Raw genomic sequence first — 15,849 nt, 5'->3', positions numbered from 1 at the left:
ACAAATGCCCGGTGGCGCTTCGCTTACCGGGCCTATGATAATTGTGCGGTCTGATGCCCTCACCCTGACCCTCTCCCACAGGGAGAGGGAACAAACATCAAAAACGGCAACAGGGTTGCCGTTTTGCATTTACCTTGCGCCACCCGGCTTGTTTATTGCATCGGTGTTGAAACCACACCGCCCGTCATTGTCTGCTCGACCTGCTGCTTATCCATATTGACTGCATTCAGTTTCCCGTTAACGGTTGGCTTCAGCGGGGCTTTGTCCTGCACGCTGCCGCTGGCGGTGAGCTGAATATTGCCGTCACCCGCAATCGGCAGCGCTGGCCAACCCCAGTGCTCGATCACGTTCAGCGGCACACCGCGCCCGTTCAGGCTAACAGTGGTTTGCCGTTGGGGCAGTTGTGAAACCGTCGCCGTGGCTTCCAGAATGCCTTTCTCAGTAAACGCGCTCAGGTCAGTAATATTCACCGTGGCAGCGTTAGCATTCAGTGCCAGTGACGGACGACGCACATCCACGCGGTTAAAGGTTGCCGCCGCGCCGTTCAGGGTTGCGCTGCCGCCCCAGACGCCCCACTGGCGATCTTTCACCAGTTGCAGGTTCGCGCCATAGCCATCAAGAGAGGTGATCTGCCACGGGAAGGTCGGATCGATGTCGATCACCAGGTTGCGGCTCAGACTGAATTTTTGCAGCGTCACGCTGTTCAGCCATTCCGGCAGAGGCTCCATCCACAGCGTTTTCCAGTTCTGCGGCAGGGTATACTCCAGCCCGGCGATGGCGACATCGTCCAGCATCAGCGCTTTGCCGTCGCGCTGCCAGTTGCCAGAGGTGCGCACCATGCCGCCTTCCCAGCGGGAGGTTAGCTGGCGCAACGCCACGCCCTGCGGAGAGAATTCCGCATTCAGGATTGGGTCAAACAGATGCAGCGAACCGTAGATGAATTCGCTGGCGTTCATGGATAAACGCCCTTCCTGGCTCTGCCAGTCGCCTTTACTCAGCGTCAGGTTGCGCAGGCTTAAATCAAGATCAGTAACTGCCCAGTCCGGGCCCTGCAGGCGGGCATCGGTCACGTCCAGGCGGCCAATCTGCAGAGAGGGGATGGTGGTCAGCGGTGCGAAGAAATCCATCAGCGTTTTATCGCTCTGCAGGCGGATTTCGTTCAGACGCAGGGTGTCGATGATCCAGCTTCCGTCGGCGTTACGCAGGGCGGAGCCGGTGAGTGAACCGCGGGCCATATCGGCACCGATGGTGTTCAACACCACTTCCTTGCCGTTCAACTGACCCTCGATCAACACGTTGGTGGCCGGCACGCCGTTCAGGGTGAGCGATCCTGCGCTCATCTGGATCTGCGCATTTTTACCCAGCACGTTGCCTGCTTCTGGTTGCCATGGGCTGACACCCCCCGTGACTTTCTGGGCACTTAAATCCCACTCCGTATTGGGGCTGTTAAAGGCCATGTTGTTCAGTTGCAGACGGTCTGACTGGAAAGGCAGCGGCGCAGTCTGAGGAGAAAGATTCAGCGTGCCATCGAACAGGGAGATGGTGTCCATATGCAGCGGATCGGTAACCTGTCGGCTACTGAGGCCAATATCGACTTTTTTGGCAACCAGCGTGGCGGGTTTGCCATCCCGGCCAAAGGTGACGTTTTCCAGAATGATGTGGGAAGGCGACGAAAAGCGGTGATTCATCTTGTCGAAACTGAGCTCGTAGTCGGTATTTACCGTCACCCAGTTGCTGACCTGACTCGCACCCCAGCGGGTCTGGAGCAGGATATAGAGCGCCAGCACCACAATCAGCACGGCTACCAGAAGATAGACGAGTAGCTTTCCAATAAATTTCATGGTCTTCCATCCCGCAAAACGCACATAAAGGAGTTATGCACGATTTATGCGCAATCCTCAAGGCGGGAATGGTGTAATTAGATGTCACGGCAGGCATTGACTGCCTGCCGTGAGAGAGATCAATTTTTCTCAGGCGGGAATACGAGGTTCAGAACGATAGCGGTGATACCGCCCGCGGCAATGCCGGAAGAGAGCAGGTTTTTCACCCAGTCCGGGGCAAACTGCAGGATCAGCGGCTGCTGAGACACACCCAGACCCACGGCCAGCGACAGCGCGATAATCATAATTGCACGGCGGTTCAGCGGTTCGCGGGAAACGATACGTACGCCGGAAGCGGCAATTGTGCCAAACATCACCAGCGTTGCACCGCCCAGTACCGGCTCAGGAATGTGCTGCACAAAGCCGCTTACCGCCGGGAACAGACCGAGGACAATCAGCATCAGCGCCACCACAAAACCGACGTAGCGGCTGGCAACGCCAGTCAACTGGATCACGCCGTTGTTCTGGCCGAAGCAGGAGTTCGGGAAGGTATTGAATACCGCAGAGACAAACGAGTTCAGGCCGTTCGCCAGCACGCCGCCTTTCAGGCGCTTCATGTACAGCGGGCCGGAAACCGGCTGCTCGGAGACGTCTGACGTGGCAGTGATATCGCCGATGGTCTCCAGAGAGGTGATCATAAAGACCAGCATCAGCGGCAGGAGCAGGCCCCAGTCAATGCCCAGGCCGTAGTAGAGTGGTGTTGGAACGGTGATCAGCGCGCTGTTGGTCGGCGCGGTGTTCTCTGGCAGCATGCCCAGCGCCCACGCCAGCAGATAACCCGCCGCCATGGCAATCACCAGCGAGGCGACGCGCAGATACGGGTTGCGCTGACGGTTAAGCAGAATAATGATCGCCAGCACGACACCCGCCAGCAGCAGGTTTTTCGGCGCGCCGAAGGTGTGGTCGCTCATTGCGGCATAGCCGCCGCCGATGGAGGTGAGGCCCACCTGGATCAGCGACAGGCCGATAATCATCACGACGACGCCAGACACCAGCGGGGTGATGACGCGGCGAGCCAGATGCAGCACGCGGGAGATCACCATTTCCGTACAGCTGGCCAGCATCAGCGTACCGAACAGCGCCGCCATCATCGTCGGCACATCCGCACCGCCGGTTTTCAGCGCTGTACCACCCATGATCAGTGGTGCCACGAAGTTAAAACTGGTGCCCTGAATCGACAGCAGACCAGATCCCACCGGACCCCACGCTTTAATTTGAATAATCGAGGCCACGCCAGAGGCGAAGAGAGACATGCTGATGATGTGCTGAGTGTCCTGAGCCGGTAAACCGAGCGCCTGGCAGATCAGCAGCGCCGGGGTGATCACCGCAACAAACATCGCCAGAAGATGCTGGCAGGCGGCGAAAAGCGTTTGCGGCAGCGGCGGGCGGTCTTCAAGGCGGTAAATCAGTTCGCTATTTTGCTTCTGCGCAATCGGTTGCGCATCTGGCGACTCTATGGTGTTAACGGACATCGGCGGCAATCCCACGGTGGAAAAGCGGGCATTTTATCTGACCATCTGGTAAAAGCAAACGATTGCCAGCAAAAAAAAGGAAGAAAATCTGCCGCTTTGAGCAGGTTTTCTACAACGTATCGGGAAAAAAAATTACACTTTTTGCGCCGGTGGCTCATGAAGAGCGCAAACCGGCCCAGGATAACGCCGCGTGTGTATGGAACACGCGCAATACAGGAGCCTTCTATGATTCATCTCGATACGTTGTCGACCCTTGTTGCCGCAACGCTGGTCTTACTGCTTGGCCGTAAGCTGGTGCATAGCGTTTCCCTTCTGAAGAAATACACCATTCCCGAACCTGTCGCCGGTGGCCTGCTGGTAGCGCTGGCCCTGCTGGTGTTGAAAAAGAGCATGGGCTGGGAAATTGATTTTGATATGTCCCTGAAAGACCCTCTGATGCTGGCTTTTTTTGCCACCATCGGCCTGAATGCCAACCTCGCGAGCCTGCGGGCGGGCGGTAAAGTGCTCGGCGTATTCCTGATAGTGGTGGTGGGGCTGCTGCTGATGCAAAACGCTATCGGCATCGGAATGGCGACGTTGCTGGGGCTGGATCCGCTGATGGGGTTGCTGGCCGGGTCAATTACATTGTCCGGGGGACACGGTACCGGCGCGGCGTGGAGCAAGCTGTTTATCGAGCGCTATGGCTTTGAAAACGCAACTGAAGTGGCGATGGCCTGTGCGACCTTTGGCCTGGTGCTGGGTGGACTGATTGGTGGCCCGGTGGCGCGTTATCTGGTGAAGCACTCCACCACGCCGGACGGCAGGCCGGACGATGAGCTGGTGCCGACTGCATTCGAAAAACCGGATGTTGGGCGCAGCATTACTTCACTGGTGCTGATTGAGACCATCGCGATGATTGCCATCTGCCTGACGGTGGGAAAGATGGTTGCGCAATGGCTGGCAGGTTCCCCGTTCGAACTGCCGACGTTTGTCTGCGTGCTGTTTATCGGGGTGATCCTGAGCAACGGTCTGGCGCTGATGGGTTTTTATCGTGTGTTCGAACGTGCGGTTTCAGTGCTGGGCAACGTCTGTCTGTCGCTGTTCCTCGCGATGGCGCTGATGAGCCTCAAACTGTGGGAACTGGCCTCGCTGGCGCTGCCGATGGTGGCCATTCTGGCGGTGCAGGCACTGTTTATGGCGCTGTACGCGATGTTTGTTACCTGGCGCATGATGGGGAAAAACTACGATGCGGCGGTGCTGGCAGCGGGTCACTGCGGGTTTGGTCTGGGGGCAACCCCAACGGCTATTGCCAACATGCAGGCGATCACTGAACGCTTTGGCCCATCGCATATGGCGTTTCTGGTGGTACCGATGGTCGGTGCGTTCTTTATAGATATCGTCAACGCGCTGGTGATTAAGCTGTACCTGATGCTGCCGATGTTTGCCTGAGATCAGGCGTTGGAATAACGTTCGGTTTCCGGCATCCAGCGCTCTATTAACGCTGCCGCCTGTTCGGGGTAGCGTTCATGAATGTGGCGAGCCAGGCGTTGAACTTCGGGGATCATCGCCTGATCGCGCAACAAATCCGCCACTTTGAATTCAGCATTCCCCGTCTGCCGCGTGCCCAAAAGTTCTCCCGGGCCACGTATCTCAAGGTCTTTTTGCGCAATAACAAAACCGTCGTTGCTGTCGCGCAGCACCTGCAACCGCATCTGGGCGGTTTTTGACAGTGGGGCTTTATAGAGCAGTACGCAGTGGGACGCCACCGCGCCGCGGCCAACGCGCCCGCGCAGCTGGTGGAGCTGGGCAAGGCCCAGACGCTCCGGGTTTTCGATGATCATCAGGCTGGAGTTTGGCACGTCGACGCCTACTTCAATGACCGTCGTAGCAACCAGTAAATGCAGCTCCCCCTGTTTGAACGACTGCATCACCGCCTGTTTCTCCGCGGGCTTCATACGTCCGTGAACCAGACCCACCTTCAACTCTGGCAGTGCCAGTTTCAGTTCTTCCCACGTCGCTTCTGCAGCCTGCGCCTCCAGCAGCTCAGACTCCTCAATTAACGTGCAGACCCAGTACGCCTGACGCCCTTCGTGAGTGCAGGCATTGCGCACGCGGTCGATGATATCGCTGCGACGCGTGTCAGGAATGGCGACCGTTGTAACCGGTGTACGACCCGGCGGCAACTCGTCGATGGTGGAGGTATCCAGATCGGCGTAGGCGGTCATTGCCAGGGTGCGGGGGATCGGCGTCGCGGTCATGATCAGCTGATGCGGGTGGAAACCCTGCTGCAAACCTTTCTCCCACAGCGCCAGACGCTGATGCACACCAAAGCGGTGCTGCTCGTCGATAATCACCAGCGCCAGGCCGTTAAACTGAACCTGTTCCTGGAAGATGGCATGTGTGCCAACAATCATTTGTACCTGACCGCTGGCAATTGCGTCCTGTTGTGCAAGGCGAGCTTTGCCTTTTTGCTTCCCAGCAAGCCAGCCCACTTCAATGCCCAGCGGCGCAAACCAGGCGCGGAAATTGTTGGCGTGTTGTTCGGCCAGCAGTTCCGTCGGTGCCATCAGCGCCACCTGTTTGCCGTGGGTAATGGCGCGCAGGGCGGCCAGGGCGGCAACCAGCGTTTTTCCGGAGCCTACATCGCCCTGCACCAGGCGCATCATCGGTACATCAAGCGCCATATCGCGTTCGATCTCGGCGGTGACCCGCGCCTGTGCACCGGTGGGTTTAAACGGCAGCGAGGCCAGCAGCTTATCTTTGAGCTCATCATGCGGGCTTAAGGGCTGGGCATGGAAACGTTGCGCACCCGCACGAAGCGCCAGCATGCTCAGGTTATGCGCCAGTAATTCCTCAAGGATAAGACGCCGTTGGGCGGGGTGTTTGCCGCTTTCTAAATCGCTGAGCTGGAGCGATGGTGGTGGACGGTGAAGAGTACGCAGCGCCTCGGGCAGACTCATCATGCCCTGCGCCAGCTCTGGCGGCAGCAGCTCGGTGATGGCGCAGGTATCCAGCAGCTCCAGGGCCTGATCGGTGAGCTTACGCAGCGTCGCTTGCTTGATGCCTTCGGTAGTTGGGTAAACCGGGGTGAGTGTTTCCTGCAGCTCCGGTGTGCTGAGATCGCCCTGTACGCGGTATTCCGGGTGGATCATCTCTGCGCCGTATTTTCCGCGTTTGGCTTCGCCATAGGCCAGTACTCTTCGACCTGTCGCCAGGCTGTTTTTCATTGCCGCGTTGAAGTTGAAAAAGCGCATGGTGAGAATACCGGTGCCGTCGCTGATCTGACAGGTCATCATCCGGCGTCCACCAAACGTGATATTGCAGTTCAGGACTTCGCCTTCAACGGTGGCATAAATGGCAGGCAGCAAATCGCCAATTTTGTACAGCTGGGTGCGGTCTTCGTAACGCAGAGGGAGGTGGAGCAGGAGATCCTGCACGGTGTGCAGGCCGATTTTAGCCAGCTTATTGCTTTGCGCCGCGCCCACGCCCGTCAGGCTGTTAAGCGGGATGGCATCCAGCAGGCGGCCTTTCATCGCTTACCCGGCGTACTGCATGGTGGCCCACCACTCGGCATCGGCTTCAATTTCGCCCTGCGCGTTGACGTGGGGGTAAGGCAATTTTTTCTGCTTCGCAACGCGAGCCAGCACCGGATAACCACCTTCGAACAGCAGGCGCTGCTGTTCATCTTCCGGCAGCATACTGTTGCTGCGTTTGTACATTCCGGCATTCTGACGCTGGCGCTGCGCTTCATAAAGAATAAGCGCGGAGGCCACAGAAACATTGAGGGACTGAACCATACCGATCATCGGAATGATAATGTCCCGATCCGCCAGATCCAGTGCTTCCTGAGTGATCCCGGTTTTCTCCTGACCCATCAAAATACAGGTCGGACGGGTGTAGTCGATCTCGCGGAAATCTACGGCTTTAGCGGACAGGTTAGTGGCAAGTACCTGCATACCGCGCCCTTTCAGGTGGGTTACGGCTTCGCCTATGCTCTGGTGGTGTTTGACAGAAACCCAGCTGTTACTGCCTGCAGCGGCAGATACCATGGTTCGCATGCGGGAGCCCGGCCAGACAGCGTGCACTTCATGCACGCCGACGGCGTCTGCAGTACGGACAATGGCAGAAACGTTATGGGGCTTATGGACCTGCTCCATGCAGACTGTCAGGTCTGGCTGACGCCTGGCGAGCATCTCACAGATACGTGCATAACGTTGTGCATTCATAAAACTAGTTTCTGTTTCGGGTGACTTTAATCACGTCCGGCATGACGCGGATCTTGCGCATAATGTTCGCCAGATGCACGCGGTCGCGGGCGGTCAGACGAATAAAGGCGCTGTATACGCGGCCATCTTTTTCTTCCGTATTCAGACTCTGAATGTTGGAAGAGGCCGTGTTGATCGCTGCCGTCAGGTTCGCCAGGGCACCCTGGTGGTTGAACATATCCACCTTAATTTCGGTGATAAATTCCTGTGCGGTCTCTTTATCCCACTCGACCGCCATAAACTTCTCGGCTTCTTTCTGGTAGCCGCGAATGTTACGACAGGATTCGTGGTGGATAACCAGCCCTTTGCCCGGGCTGACGTGCGCAATAATCGGGTCGCCAGGGATTGGACGGCAACATTTTGCGAAAGTGATAAGCACGCCGTCTGCGCCTTTGATAGGCAAATGACCGTGGCTTTGCGTAGCGGGCTGCGCAACGGAGGCATCCCCCTGTTGCAGATTTTTCGCTACCACTACACTCATGGCGTTTCCGAGGCCGATCTCTGCCAGCAGGTCATCAAGCGAGGCGAGTTTCATGCGCTCCAGCTCACGCTGAATGTTCTCTTGCGGGATCTCAGCCAGCTTACGGCTGCCGCCCAACGCGTGGTTGAGCAGACGACGTCCCAGACTGACCGAATCATCGCGCTTGAGGTTTTTCAGTAACTGACGGATTTTGGCGCGTGCTTTAGAACTCACGACAAAGTTCAGCCAGGCCGCGTTCGGACGTGCGCCCGGTGCGGTAATAATTTCCACCGTCTGGCCACTGGAGAGCGGCTGAGACAGCGGGTAAGGCTGTCTGTCGACGCGTGCACCCACGCAGGCGTGCCCGATATCGGTATGCACGGCGTAAGCGAAGTCGACCGGTGTTGCCCCAGCAGGCAGTTCGACAATGCGACCCTCTGGGGTGAAAACGTAAATCTCATCCGGGAAGAGATCGGATTTAACGCTCTCGATAAATTCAAACGAGCTACCCGCACTCTGCTGAAGTTCCAGCAGGCTCTGCATCCAGCGTTGTGCGCGGATTTGTGCGGTGGTGCTGCTTTCACCGCCGTGCTCTTTATACGCCCAGTGTGCGGCCACACCCATTTCTGCCATCTGGTCCATATCTTCGGTGCGGATCTGCACTTCGACAGGCACGCCGTGTGGACCGATCATTGAGGTATGCAAAGATTGATAGCCGTTCGCTTTTGGAATGGCGATGTAATCTTTCATGCGCCCCGGGCGCGGTTTGTAGAGGCTGTGCATCTGCCCCAGCACGCGATAGCAGGTATCGGAGTCGTGGACGATCACGCGGAACGCGTAGATATCCATAATCGAATGAAAACGCTGCTCTTTGAGCACCATTTTGCAGTAGATGGAGTACAGATGTTTTTCACGACCGCTGACGCGGCACGGAATTCCCGCTTCCTGTAAACGCCCTTCAATTTCCGAGAGGATCTTTTGAATCATCTCTTTACGGTTACCACGTGCGGCTTTCACCACCTCTTTAATCACACGATAGCGGTTCGGGTACAACGCTTCAAAACCCAGCTCTTCCAGCTCGGTTTTAATGTGATGGATACCTAAACGGTGCGCCAGTGGACTGTAGATTTCGAGGGTTTCACGGGCAATGCGGCGACGTTTATCCGGGCGAAGTGAGCCCAGCGTGCGCATATTGTGGGTACGGTCAGCGAGTTTGATAAGAATGACGCGGATGTCCTGCACCATCGCCATAATCATCTTGCGGAAGTTTTCGGCTTGCGCCTCTTTCTTGTCGCGGAAATTCAGCTTATCAAGCTTAGAGACCCCTTCCACCAGTTCGGCAACGCTTTTGCCAAACAGCTGTTCCATGTCCTGGTAAGTGGCAGGGGTATCTTCAATCACGTCATGCAGCAGAGCGGCCATCAGTGTTTCGTAGTCGAGTTTCATCTCGGCCAGAATACAGGCTACCGCTACCGGGTGCGTGATATAGGGTTCACCGCTTGAACGTGTCTGGCCCTCGTGAGCGTCACGTGCAACGAGATACGCCTGCTGAAGACGCTTAATCTGGTCTTCAGGCAGGTAGGTTTGAATCAGTTGATTCAGGCTTTCAAACAGATACAAGGGCGACCCGCAGGTTTAATTAACGACGACCTTCAGCAATAGCGGTTACGGCCTGCAGTTCTGCGGCTTCCTGCTCTTGCTGCTCCTGGCGCTCACGCACGTCGAGAATCTGGTTGTTAATCAGACCTTCTTCGATTTCGCGAAGCGCGATAACGGTAGTTTTATCGTTTTCTTCCGGTACCAGCGGATCTTTACCGCCTACCTGCATCTGACGAGCGCGACGCGCGGCGACCAGCACCAGGTCAAAACGGTTACCAATTTTCTCTACAGCGTCCTGAACAGTTACGCGTGCCATACTTAAAATGCTCCACAGGTGAAGAAATGACTGGGCATGATACTGAAAGTGGGTTCAGTCTGCCAACAGTTTGGTGATTAATGCGTCATGTCGCTGCTTCTGGCGGCTCATACGCAGACGTTCTGCGCGAAGAATGGTTTTGAGATCGCTCAGCGCGGCATCAAAATCATCATTCACAATAAGGTAATCATATTCCGCGTAATGGCTCATTTCTGCAACTGCCTGTTCCATACGCTTTGCGATCACTTCTTCGCTGTCCTGGCCACGACCGCGCAGGCGGCGATCCAACTCATCTTTCGATGGCGGTAAAATAAAGATGCTGCGTGAGTCAGGCATCTTCTTGCGAATCTGCTGTGCGCCCTGCCAGTCGATATCCAGGAACACATTTACGCCAGTTGCCAGAACTTGCTCAATGGTTTCACGCGAGGTGCCGTAATAGTTACCGAACACTTCTGCGTGTTCAAGAAACGCGTCTCTGCCAATCATCGCTCTGAATTCGTCGTGATTCACAAAGAAATAGTGCTCACCATGTACTTCACCCGGACGCGGCGCTCGCGTGGTGTGAGAAACAGAAACCTGTGTGTCGTACAACGGTTGGGTTTTTAACAGTGCCTGAATAAGGCTGGATTTACCCGCGCCACTAGGGGCAGAAACAATATAAAGCGTGCCTTGAGCCATGAGAGTCTTTTGTATGTGTTAGCGAAGAAGTCCTACATACGGGCTTATTATACACGTCACCGCTCTGTGACGTAGTCTTTGTCACACTTTTTCCCCTCGAATATTGAATTTTGCGTGCCGTTTTCAGGTTTTATCTGTGGTTTTCAGCAACCAAAAGAAATACCGGACAGCGTCTCGCATTGTGAAACGTTGACGTTAGCGTTGTGTCAGGCATCCGGGTATACCTCCTGCAACACAAAGGAGGGTTGAGATGTGGCAATGGATAAGCGGGTTAATGCTGTTGTGGTGTGGTTATGGGGTTGCTGTGTGTCCGGTGTGGTCACAGGCAAAAGCAGAGAAAGAAATTGCGTCCTTAAGTGCGCAAATCAAACGCTGGGATGATGCCTACTGGAAACAGGGCGTTAGCGAGGTCAATGACGAGGTATACGACCAGCTTAGCGGCCGGTTAAAACAGTGGCAGCACTGTTTTGGCAGTGAATCACTGGATGCCGCCATTCCTGCCCTGACGGGAAATATCAAACATCCTGTCGCCCATACCGGGGTCCATAAAGTGGCCAGTAAAGAGGCGCTTCGCACGTGGATGCATGCCCGGCACAATCTCTGGATGCAGCCAAAAGTCGATGGCGTGGCGGTGACGCTGGTCTATCGTGACGGAAAGTTAATTCAGGCCATCAGTCGTGGTAATGGCCTTAAAGGTGAGGACTGGACTGCACAAGTGCGTTTGATCCCGTCAGTCCCTCAAGACGTGTCGGGTGCGCTGGCAAACAGTGTCCTGCAAGGGGAGCTTTTTTGGTTGCGCGAAAACCACATTCAACGACAGATGGGGGGATTGAATGCACGCGCAAAAGTGGCGGGTGCGATGATGCGGCAAAAGGACAACGCGCTTCTGAAACAGACAGGGATATTTATCTGGGCCTGGCCGGATGGACCCAAAGATATGCAAAGCATGTTGTCTGAACTTACCAGTGCAGGGTTTCCTCTGACGGCGCGCTATACCTTGCCAGTTGAGACTGTAGAAGGCGTCGATAAACAGCGTTCAACGTGGCAAAACACGGCATTACCCTTTGCCACGGATGGCATTGTAGTGCGATCCGCAGATTCTCCCCAGGGTGAAAACTGGTTGCCCGGGGAAGGTAACTGGGTTGTCGCGTGGAAATATTCCCCTGCAACACAGGTAACAGAGGTCAGTGATATTCGTTTTACCGTGGGGCGAACGGGCAAAATTTCCGTTGTAGCAGCGCTGGAACCGGTGCTACTGGATGATAAACAGGTGCAGCGAGTGAGCCTGGGATCGGTCGGTCGTTGGCAGAGTCTGGATATTGCCCCGGGCGATCAGATACAGGTTAGCCTGGCCGGTCAGGGTATCCCCCGGTTTGATAAGGTGGTCTGGCGAGGAACGGACCGACAAAAACCACTCCCTCCGCCCTCGCGTTATCATTCAATGAGCTGTTTTTATGCTTCACCGGAGTGTATGGAACAATTCTTTGCGCGGTTGACGTGGCTCAGCTCAAAGCAGGTATTCAACATTGAAGGTTTAGGAGAATCAGGATGGCGGGCACTCTGGCAAGCACATCATTTTGAACATCTCTTCTCATGGCTGTTATTAACTCAGTCGCAGCTGCAGTCTACGCCGGGGTTTTCCGCTGCGCGTGGGTTAGCGCTCTGGCATCGCTTTAATCTGGTGCGTGAGCAACCTTTTATTCGCTGGCTTATGGCGTTGGGTGTGCCGCTGACACAGGCCTCGCTGAAGGCGATGGGGGACATGTCCTGGCAGAAGATGAGCGCGCGTAATGAAAAGGACTGGCAGTCCTTGCCGGGGACGGGAGAGGAGAAAGCGCGGCAAATCGTTAACTGGATGCACGCGCCTCAGGTAGATGTGCTGGCAAAGTGGCTAGCGGAGCAGCACATCAAGGGATTTTGACATCAATGAGCGCTGTGTTTGTAGTGAAAAACAGGCAGTCCAAGCTTCAGCCGCAGCGCCAGCATGCGCGCTGTAAAGCCGAACAGCAGCGTGGAGATGACCACCACATCATGGTTCGACACGTAATGTTGCAGGGCGATATACAGCACTGCTGCTGCGAAGGATATGCCGGCATACAGCTCTTTTTGAAAGACCAGAGGAATGCGTTTGCAGAACATATCGCGCAGTACACCTCCGAATACGCCCGTGATCACCGCGGCAATGGTGGCAATAACAGGTCCTTCACCCATATCGAGCGCGATTTGTGCTCCGATGATCGAAAAGACGATCAGCCCCAGTGCATCAAGCACCAGGAACAAGCGGCGCAGATGAGGCATAACGGGGGCAACAATGGTGGTTAATACTGCGGCTGTCGCCACGATAATCACATACTCGGGGTGTTTAACCCAACCGAGTGGGTAATGACCAAGCAGGATATCGCGTACAGAACCGCCGCCCAATGCGGTAGCAGTGGCGATAATGATCACACCGAAGGTGTCCATCCGGCGACGTCCGGCGGCGAGTGCGCCAGTCATGGCCTCTGCGGTGATACCAATAATATAGAGAATGTGAAGCAACATATAACCTCCGGAGTGAACGTGGGGAGGTTAGCGATTTGTGCGCAAGATCACGATTGAGATTTTCTAAGGCGATTCAGTTTGCCATATAAAATATTATCAAGCCTTACCGTAAATGGCTTATGAATGGTGGTGAGATGAGAAATCCCGGCATGTAACGGATTAGAAATAATAATGGATGGCGCCATCCGACGCCATCCGGAAGGTGTTACTCGATATTCTGGATCTGCTCGCGCATTTGCTCAATCAGAACCTTAAGTTCAATCGCTGAGTTGGTTACTTCGGCATTGATCGACTTAGACGCAAGGGTGTTCGACTCGCGGTTGAACTCCTGCATCATAAAGTCCAGACGGCGGCCCACAGCTTCCTTCTTCTTCAGGATGTTGTAGGTCTCTTTAACGTGCGCTTCCAGACGATCCAGCTCTTCAGCTACGTCAACGCGCTGCGCCATCAGCACCAGCTCTTGTTCCAGACGGTTATTTTCCAGCTGAACTTCGGCTTCTTCCAGTTTGGCGACCAGGCGCTCGCGCTGCCATTGCAGCACTTCAGGCATATGGGTGCGCACTTTCGCTACTTCAGTGCTAACGCCTTCAAGACGCTGCTCAATCATCGCCTTCAGTGCCTGACCTTCGGTTTCGCGGGCAACGATAAAGTCATCCAGGGTGCTGTCAAGGGCACTGAGAATTTCAGCGGCAATGGCATCCAGGTCCTGCTCACCGGCGGCCATGACGCCTGGCCAGCGCAGAATATCAACCGGGTTGATTTCGCCTTCATCGCTCTGCATTTTGACCCAGTTCGCTGCATTAACGAGCTGTTTTGCCAGTTTTTCGTTGAGGATCAGTTCGCCCTGCGCGCTGGCATCAGGCTCAAAACGCAGGTTACATTCCACTTTACCGCGCGTCAGACGCGTACGGATTCGCTCACGTACGACGGGCTCAAGGCTGCGGAACTGCTCCGGCATACGGAAATAGGTTTCCAGATAGCGCTGGTTTACCGAGCGCATTTCCCAGGTAGCGCTACCCCAGCTACCCTTGATTTCACGCCGGGCGTAGGCGGTCATACTGCGGATCATAGATATTCCCGTTTTTAAAGGAGAGATGGGGGGATTATAGCTTTCGGGGGCTTCTCAGGATAGGAATAAGCGTCCTTTATCCGTATAATGCGCAGCCACATTCGTTTCAAGCCGGAGAATTCATCATGCGTCCAGCAGGTCGTAGCGCCAATCAGGTGCGTCCCGTCACCCTGACCCGTAACTATACAAAACACGCTGAAGGCTCCGTGCTGGTTGAGTTTGGTGACACCAAAGTACTGTGTACTGCATCTATTGAAGAAGGTGTTCCGCGCTTTCTGAAAGGTCAGGGCCAGGGCTGGATCACGGCTGAATACGGCATGCTGCCGCGTGCGACCCATACCCGTAATGCCCGCGAAGCGGCAAAGGGTAAACAGGGTGGCCGTACCATGGAGATTCAGCGTCTGATCGCGCGTGCGCTGCGCGCCGCCGTTGATCTGAAAACCCTCGGTGAATACACCATTACCCTTGACTGTGACGTGATTCAGGCAGACGGCGGTACGCGTACGGCGTCGATTACCGGTGCCTGTGTAGCGCTGGCCGATGCCCTGAATAAACTGGTTGCAGCCGGTAAGCTGAAAACCAATCCAATGAAAGGGATGGTTGCAGCCGTTTCCGTGGGTATCGTTAACGGTGAAGCGCTTTGCGATCTGGAATACGTGGAAGATTCCGCTGCCGAGACGGACATGAACGTGGTGATGACCGAAGACGGTCGCATCATTGAGGTGCAGGGCACTGCAGAAGGTGAGCCATTCACCCATGAAGAACTTCTTACCTTGCTGGCTCTGGCCCGAGGGGGAATCGAATCTATCGTAACGACGCAGAAGGCGGCGTTAGAAAATTGATTTTAAAGGCGACCAATGAGTCGCCTTTTTTTTTGCCTGTAAGACAGAAAAACCAAAGGAGCAAATCCATGAAATCGTATCAGCGCCAGTTTATTGAGTTTGCGCTTAACAAGCAGGTACTTAAGTTTGGCGAATTTACGCTGAAATCCGGGCGTAAGAGTCCCTATTTCTTCAACGCCGGGCTGTTTAATACCGGGCGCGATCTGGCATTGTTAGGCCGTTTCTATGCCGAAGCGCTGGTGGATTCCGGGATTGATTTTGACCTGCTGTTTGGCCCGGCCTATAAAGGCATTCCGATTGCGACCACCACAGCGGTGGCGCTGGCAGAACATCACGACCGCGACGTGCCATACTGCTTTAACCGCAAAGAGGCCAAAACCCACGGTGAAGGTGGGAATCTGGTCGGCAGCGCGTTGCAGGGCCGCGTCATGCTGGTCGATGATGTGATCACTGCAGGCACAGCAATTCGTGAATCTATGGAAATTATCCAGGCCAATGGCGCGACGCTTGCAGGCGTGCTGATTTCTCTGGATCGTCAGGAACGTGGTCGCGGAGAGATCTCTGCCATTCAGGAGGTGGAGCGCGATTACAACTGTAAAGTGACGTCGATTATCACCCTGAAAGATCTGATTGCGTATCTGGAAGAGAAGCCTGAGATGGCGGACCATCTTGCAGCGGTACGCGCATATCGAGAAGAGTTTGGCGTGTAATGTTATTGCCCGGAAGCGCTACGCTTACCGGGCCAACG

At 55.3% G+C, this 15,849-nt stretch carries 13 protein-coding genes; 4 read left to right on the top strand and 9 right to left on the bottom strand.

What is annotated here, in order from left to right; translation table 11 throughout:
• Positions 1–152 precede the first annotated feature (152 nt).
• Complete coding sequence (locus tag AC0XWG_RS06525; RefSeq protein ID WP_475680476.1) at positions 153–1,841, bottom strand: AsmA family protein; 1,689 nt, start codon at positions 1,839–1,841, stop codon at positions 153–155.
• Between the two features lie 119 nt (positions 1,842–1,960).
• On the bottom strand, positions 1,961–3,352 hold the full coding sequence (xanP, locus tag AC0XWG_RS06520) for a xanthine/proton symporter XanP (RefSeq protein ID WP_014881972.1): 1,392 nt from the start codon (positions 3,350–3,352) through the stop codon (positions 1,961–1,963).
• Positions 3,353–3,577: 225 nt separating this feature from the next.
• Here xanP and gltS point away from each other — a divergent pair, with 225 nt between their 5' ends.
• Complete coding sequence (gene gltS, locus AC0XWG_RS06515) at positions 3,578–4,780, top strand: sodium/glutamate symporter (protein ID WP_475680475.1); 1,203 nt, start codon at positions 3,578–3,580, stop codon at positions 4,778–4,780.
• Positions 4,781–4,782: 2 nt separating this feature from the next.
• On the opposite strand, the gene recG is transcribed toward gltS, so the two are convergent.
• From recG to gmk, 5 genes are read right to left on the bottom strand one after another with little or no spacing between them, the layout of a single operon-like run.
• On the bottom strand, positions 4,783–6,864 hold the full coding sequence (recG, locus tag AC0XWG_RS06510) for an ATP-dependent DNA helicase RecG (protein WP_475680474.1): 2,082 nt from the start codon (positions 6,862–6,864) through the stop codon (positions 4,783–4,785).
• 3 nt (positions 6,865–6,867) lie between these two features.
• A complete protein-coding gene (gene trmH / locus AC0XWG_RS06505) occupies positions 6,868–7,557 on the bottom strand; it encodes a tRNA (guanosine(18)-2'-O)-methyltransferase TrmH (protein ID WP_475680473.1) in 690 nt (229 codons plus the stop codon).
• Positions 7,558–7,561: 4 nt separating this feature from the next.
• Positions 7,562–9,676 (bottom strand): bifunctional GTP diphosphokinase/guanosine-3',5'-bis pyrophosphate 3'-pyrophosphohydrolase, encoded by a 2,115-nt coding sequence (gene spoT, locus AC0XWG_RS06500; RefSeq protein WP_028017842.1) that lies wholly within the window; start codon positions 9,674–9,676, stop codon positions 7,562–7,564.
• A 19-nt stretch (positions 9,677–9,695) separates the two neighbouring features.
• Positions 9,696–9,971 (bottom strand): DNA-directed RNA polymerase subunit omega, encoded by a 276-nt coding sequence (gene rpoZ, locus AC0XWG_RS06495; RefSeq protein WP_000135058.1) that lies wholly within the window; start codon positions 9,969–9,971, stop codon positions 9,696–9,698.
• 54 nt (positions 9,972–10,025) lie between these two features.
• Entirely contained in the window at positions 10,026–10,649 is a 624-nt protein-coding gene (gene gmk / locus AC0XWG_RS06490) for a guanylate kinase (protein ID WP_028017843.1), read from the bottom strand.
• A gap of 250 nt (positions 10,650–10,899) precedes the next feature.
• Here gmk and ligB point away from each other — a divergent pair, with 250 nt between their 5' ends.
• A complete protein-coding gene (ligB, locus tag AC0XWG_RS06485; protein WP_208595157.1) occupies positions 10,900–12,570 on the top strand; it encodes an NAD-dependent DNA ligase LigB in 1,671 nt (556 codons plus the stop codon).
• Positions 12,571–12,572: 2 nt separating this feature from the next.
• Here ligB and AC0XWG_RS06480 read toward each other — a convergent pair whose 3' ends face one another.
• On the bottom strand, positions 12,573–13,190 hold the full coding sequence (locus tag AC0XWG_RS06480) for a trimeric intracellular cation channel family protein (RefSeq protein ID WP_028017845.1): 618 nt from the start codon (positions 13,188–13,190) through the stop codon (positions 12,573–12,575).
• 205 nt (positions 13,191–13,395) lie between these two features.
• On the bottom strand, positions 13,396–14,259 hold the full coding sequence (locus tag AC0XWG_RS06475; RefSeq protein WP_028017852.1) for a YicC/YloC family endoribonuclease: 864 nt from the start codon (positions 14,257–14,259) through the stop codon (positions 13,396–13,398).
• 125 nt (positions 14,260–14,384) lie between these two features.
• On the opposite strand from AC0XWG_RS06475, the gene rph reads away from it, so the two are divergent.
• Positions 14,385–15,101: a ribonuclease PH gene (gene rph / locus AC0XWG_RS06470; protein WP_028017853.1), complete on the top strand. Its 717-nt coding sequence runs from the start codon at positions 14,385–14,387 to the stop codon at positions 15,099–15,101.
• A gap of 68 nt (positions 15,102–15,169) precedes the next feature.
• The gene (gene pyrE, locus AC0XWG_RS06465) at positions 15,170–15,811 is read left to right on the top strand and encodes an orotate phosphoribosyltransferase (protein WP_028017854.1); all 642 of its coding nucleotides are present in this window, start codon (positions 15,170–15,172) and stop codon (positions 15,809–15,811) included.
• The last annotated feature ends 38 nt before the right edge of the window (positions 15,812–15,849 follow it).

Source organism: Enterobacter sp. DVT3837, from assembly GCF_056238685.1.
Note: the sequence above shows the minus strand (reverse complement) of the source record. Positions and strands in the feature narration are given on the sequence as shown.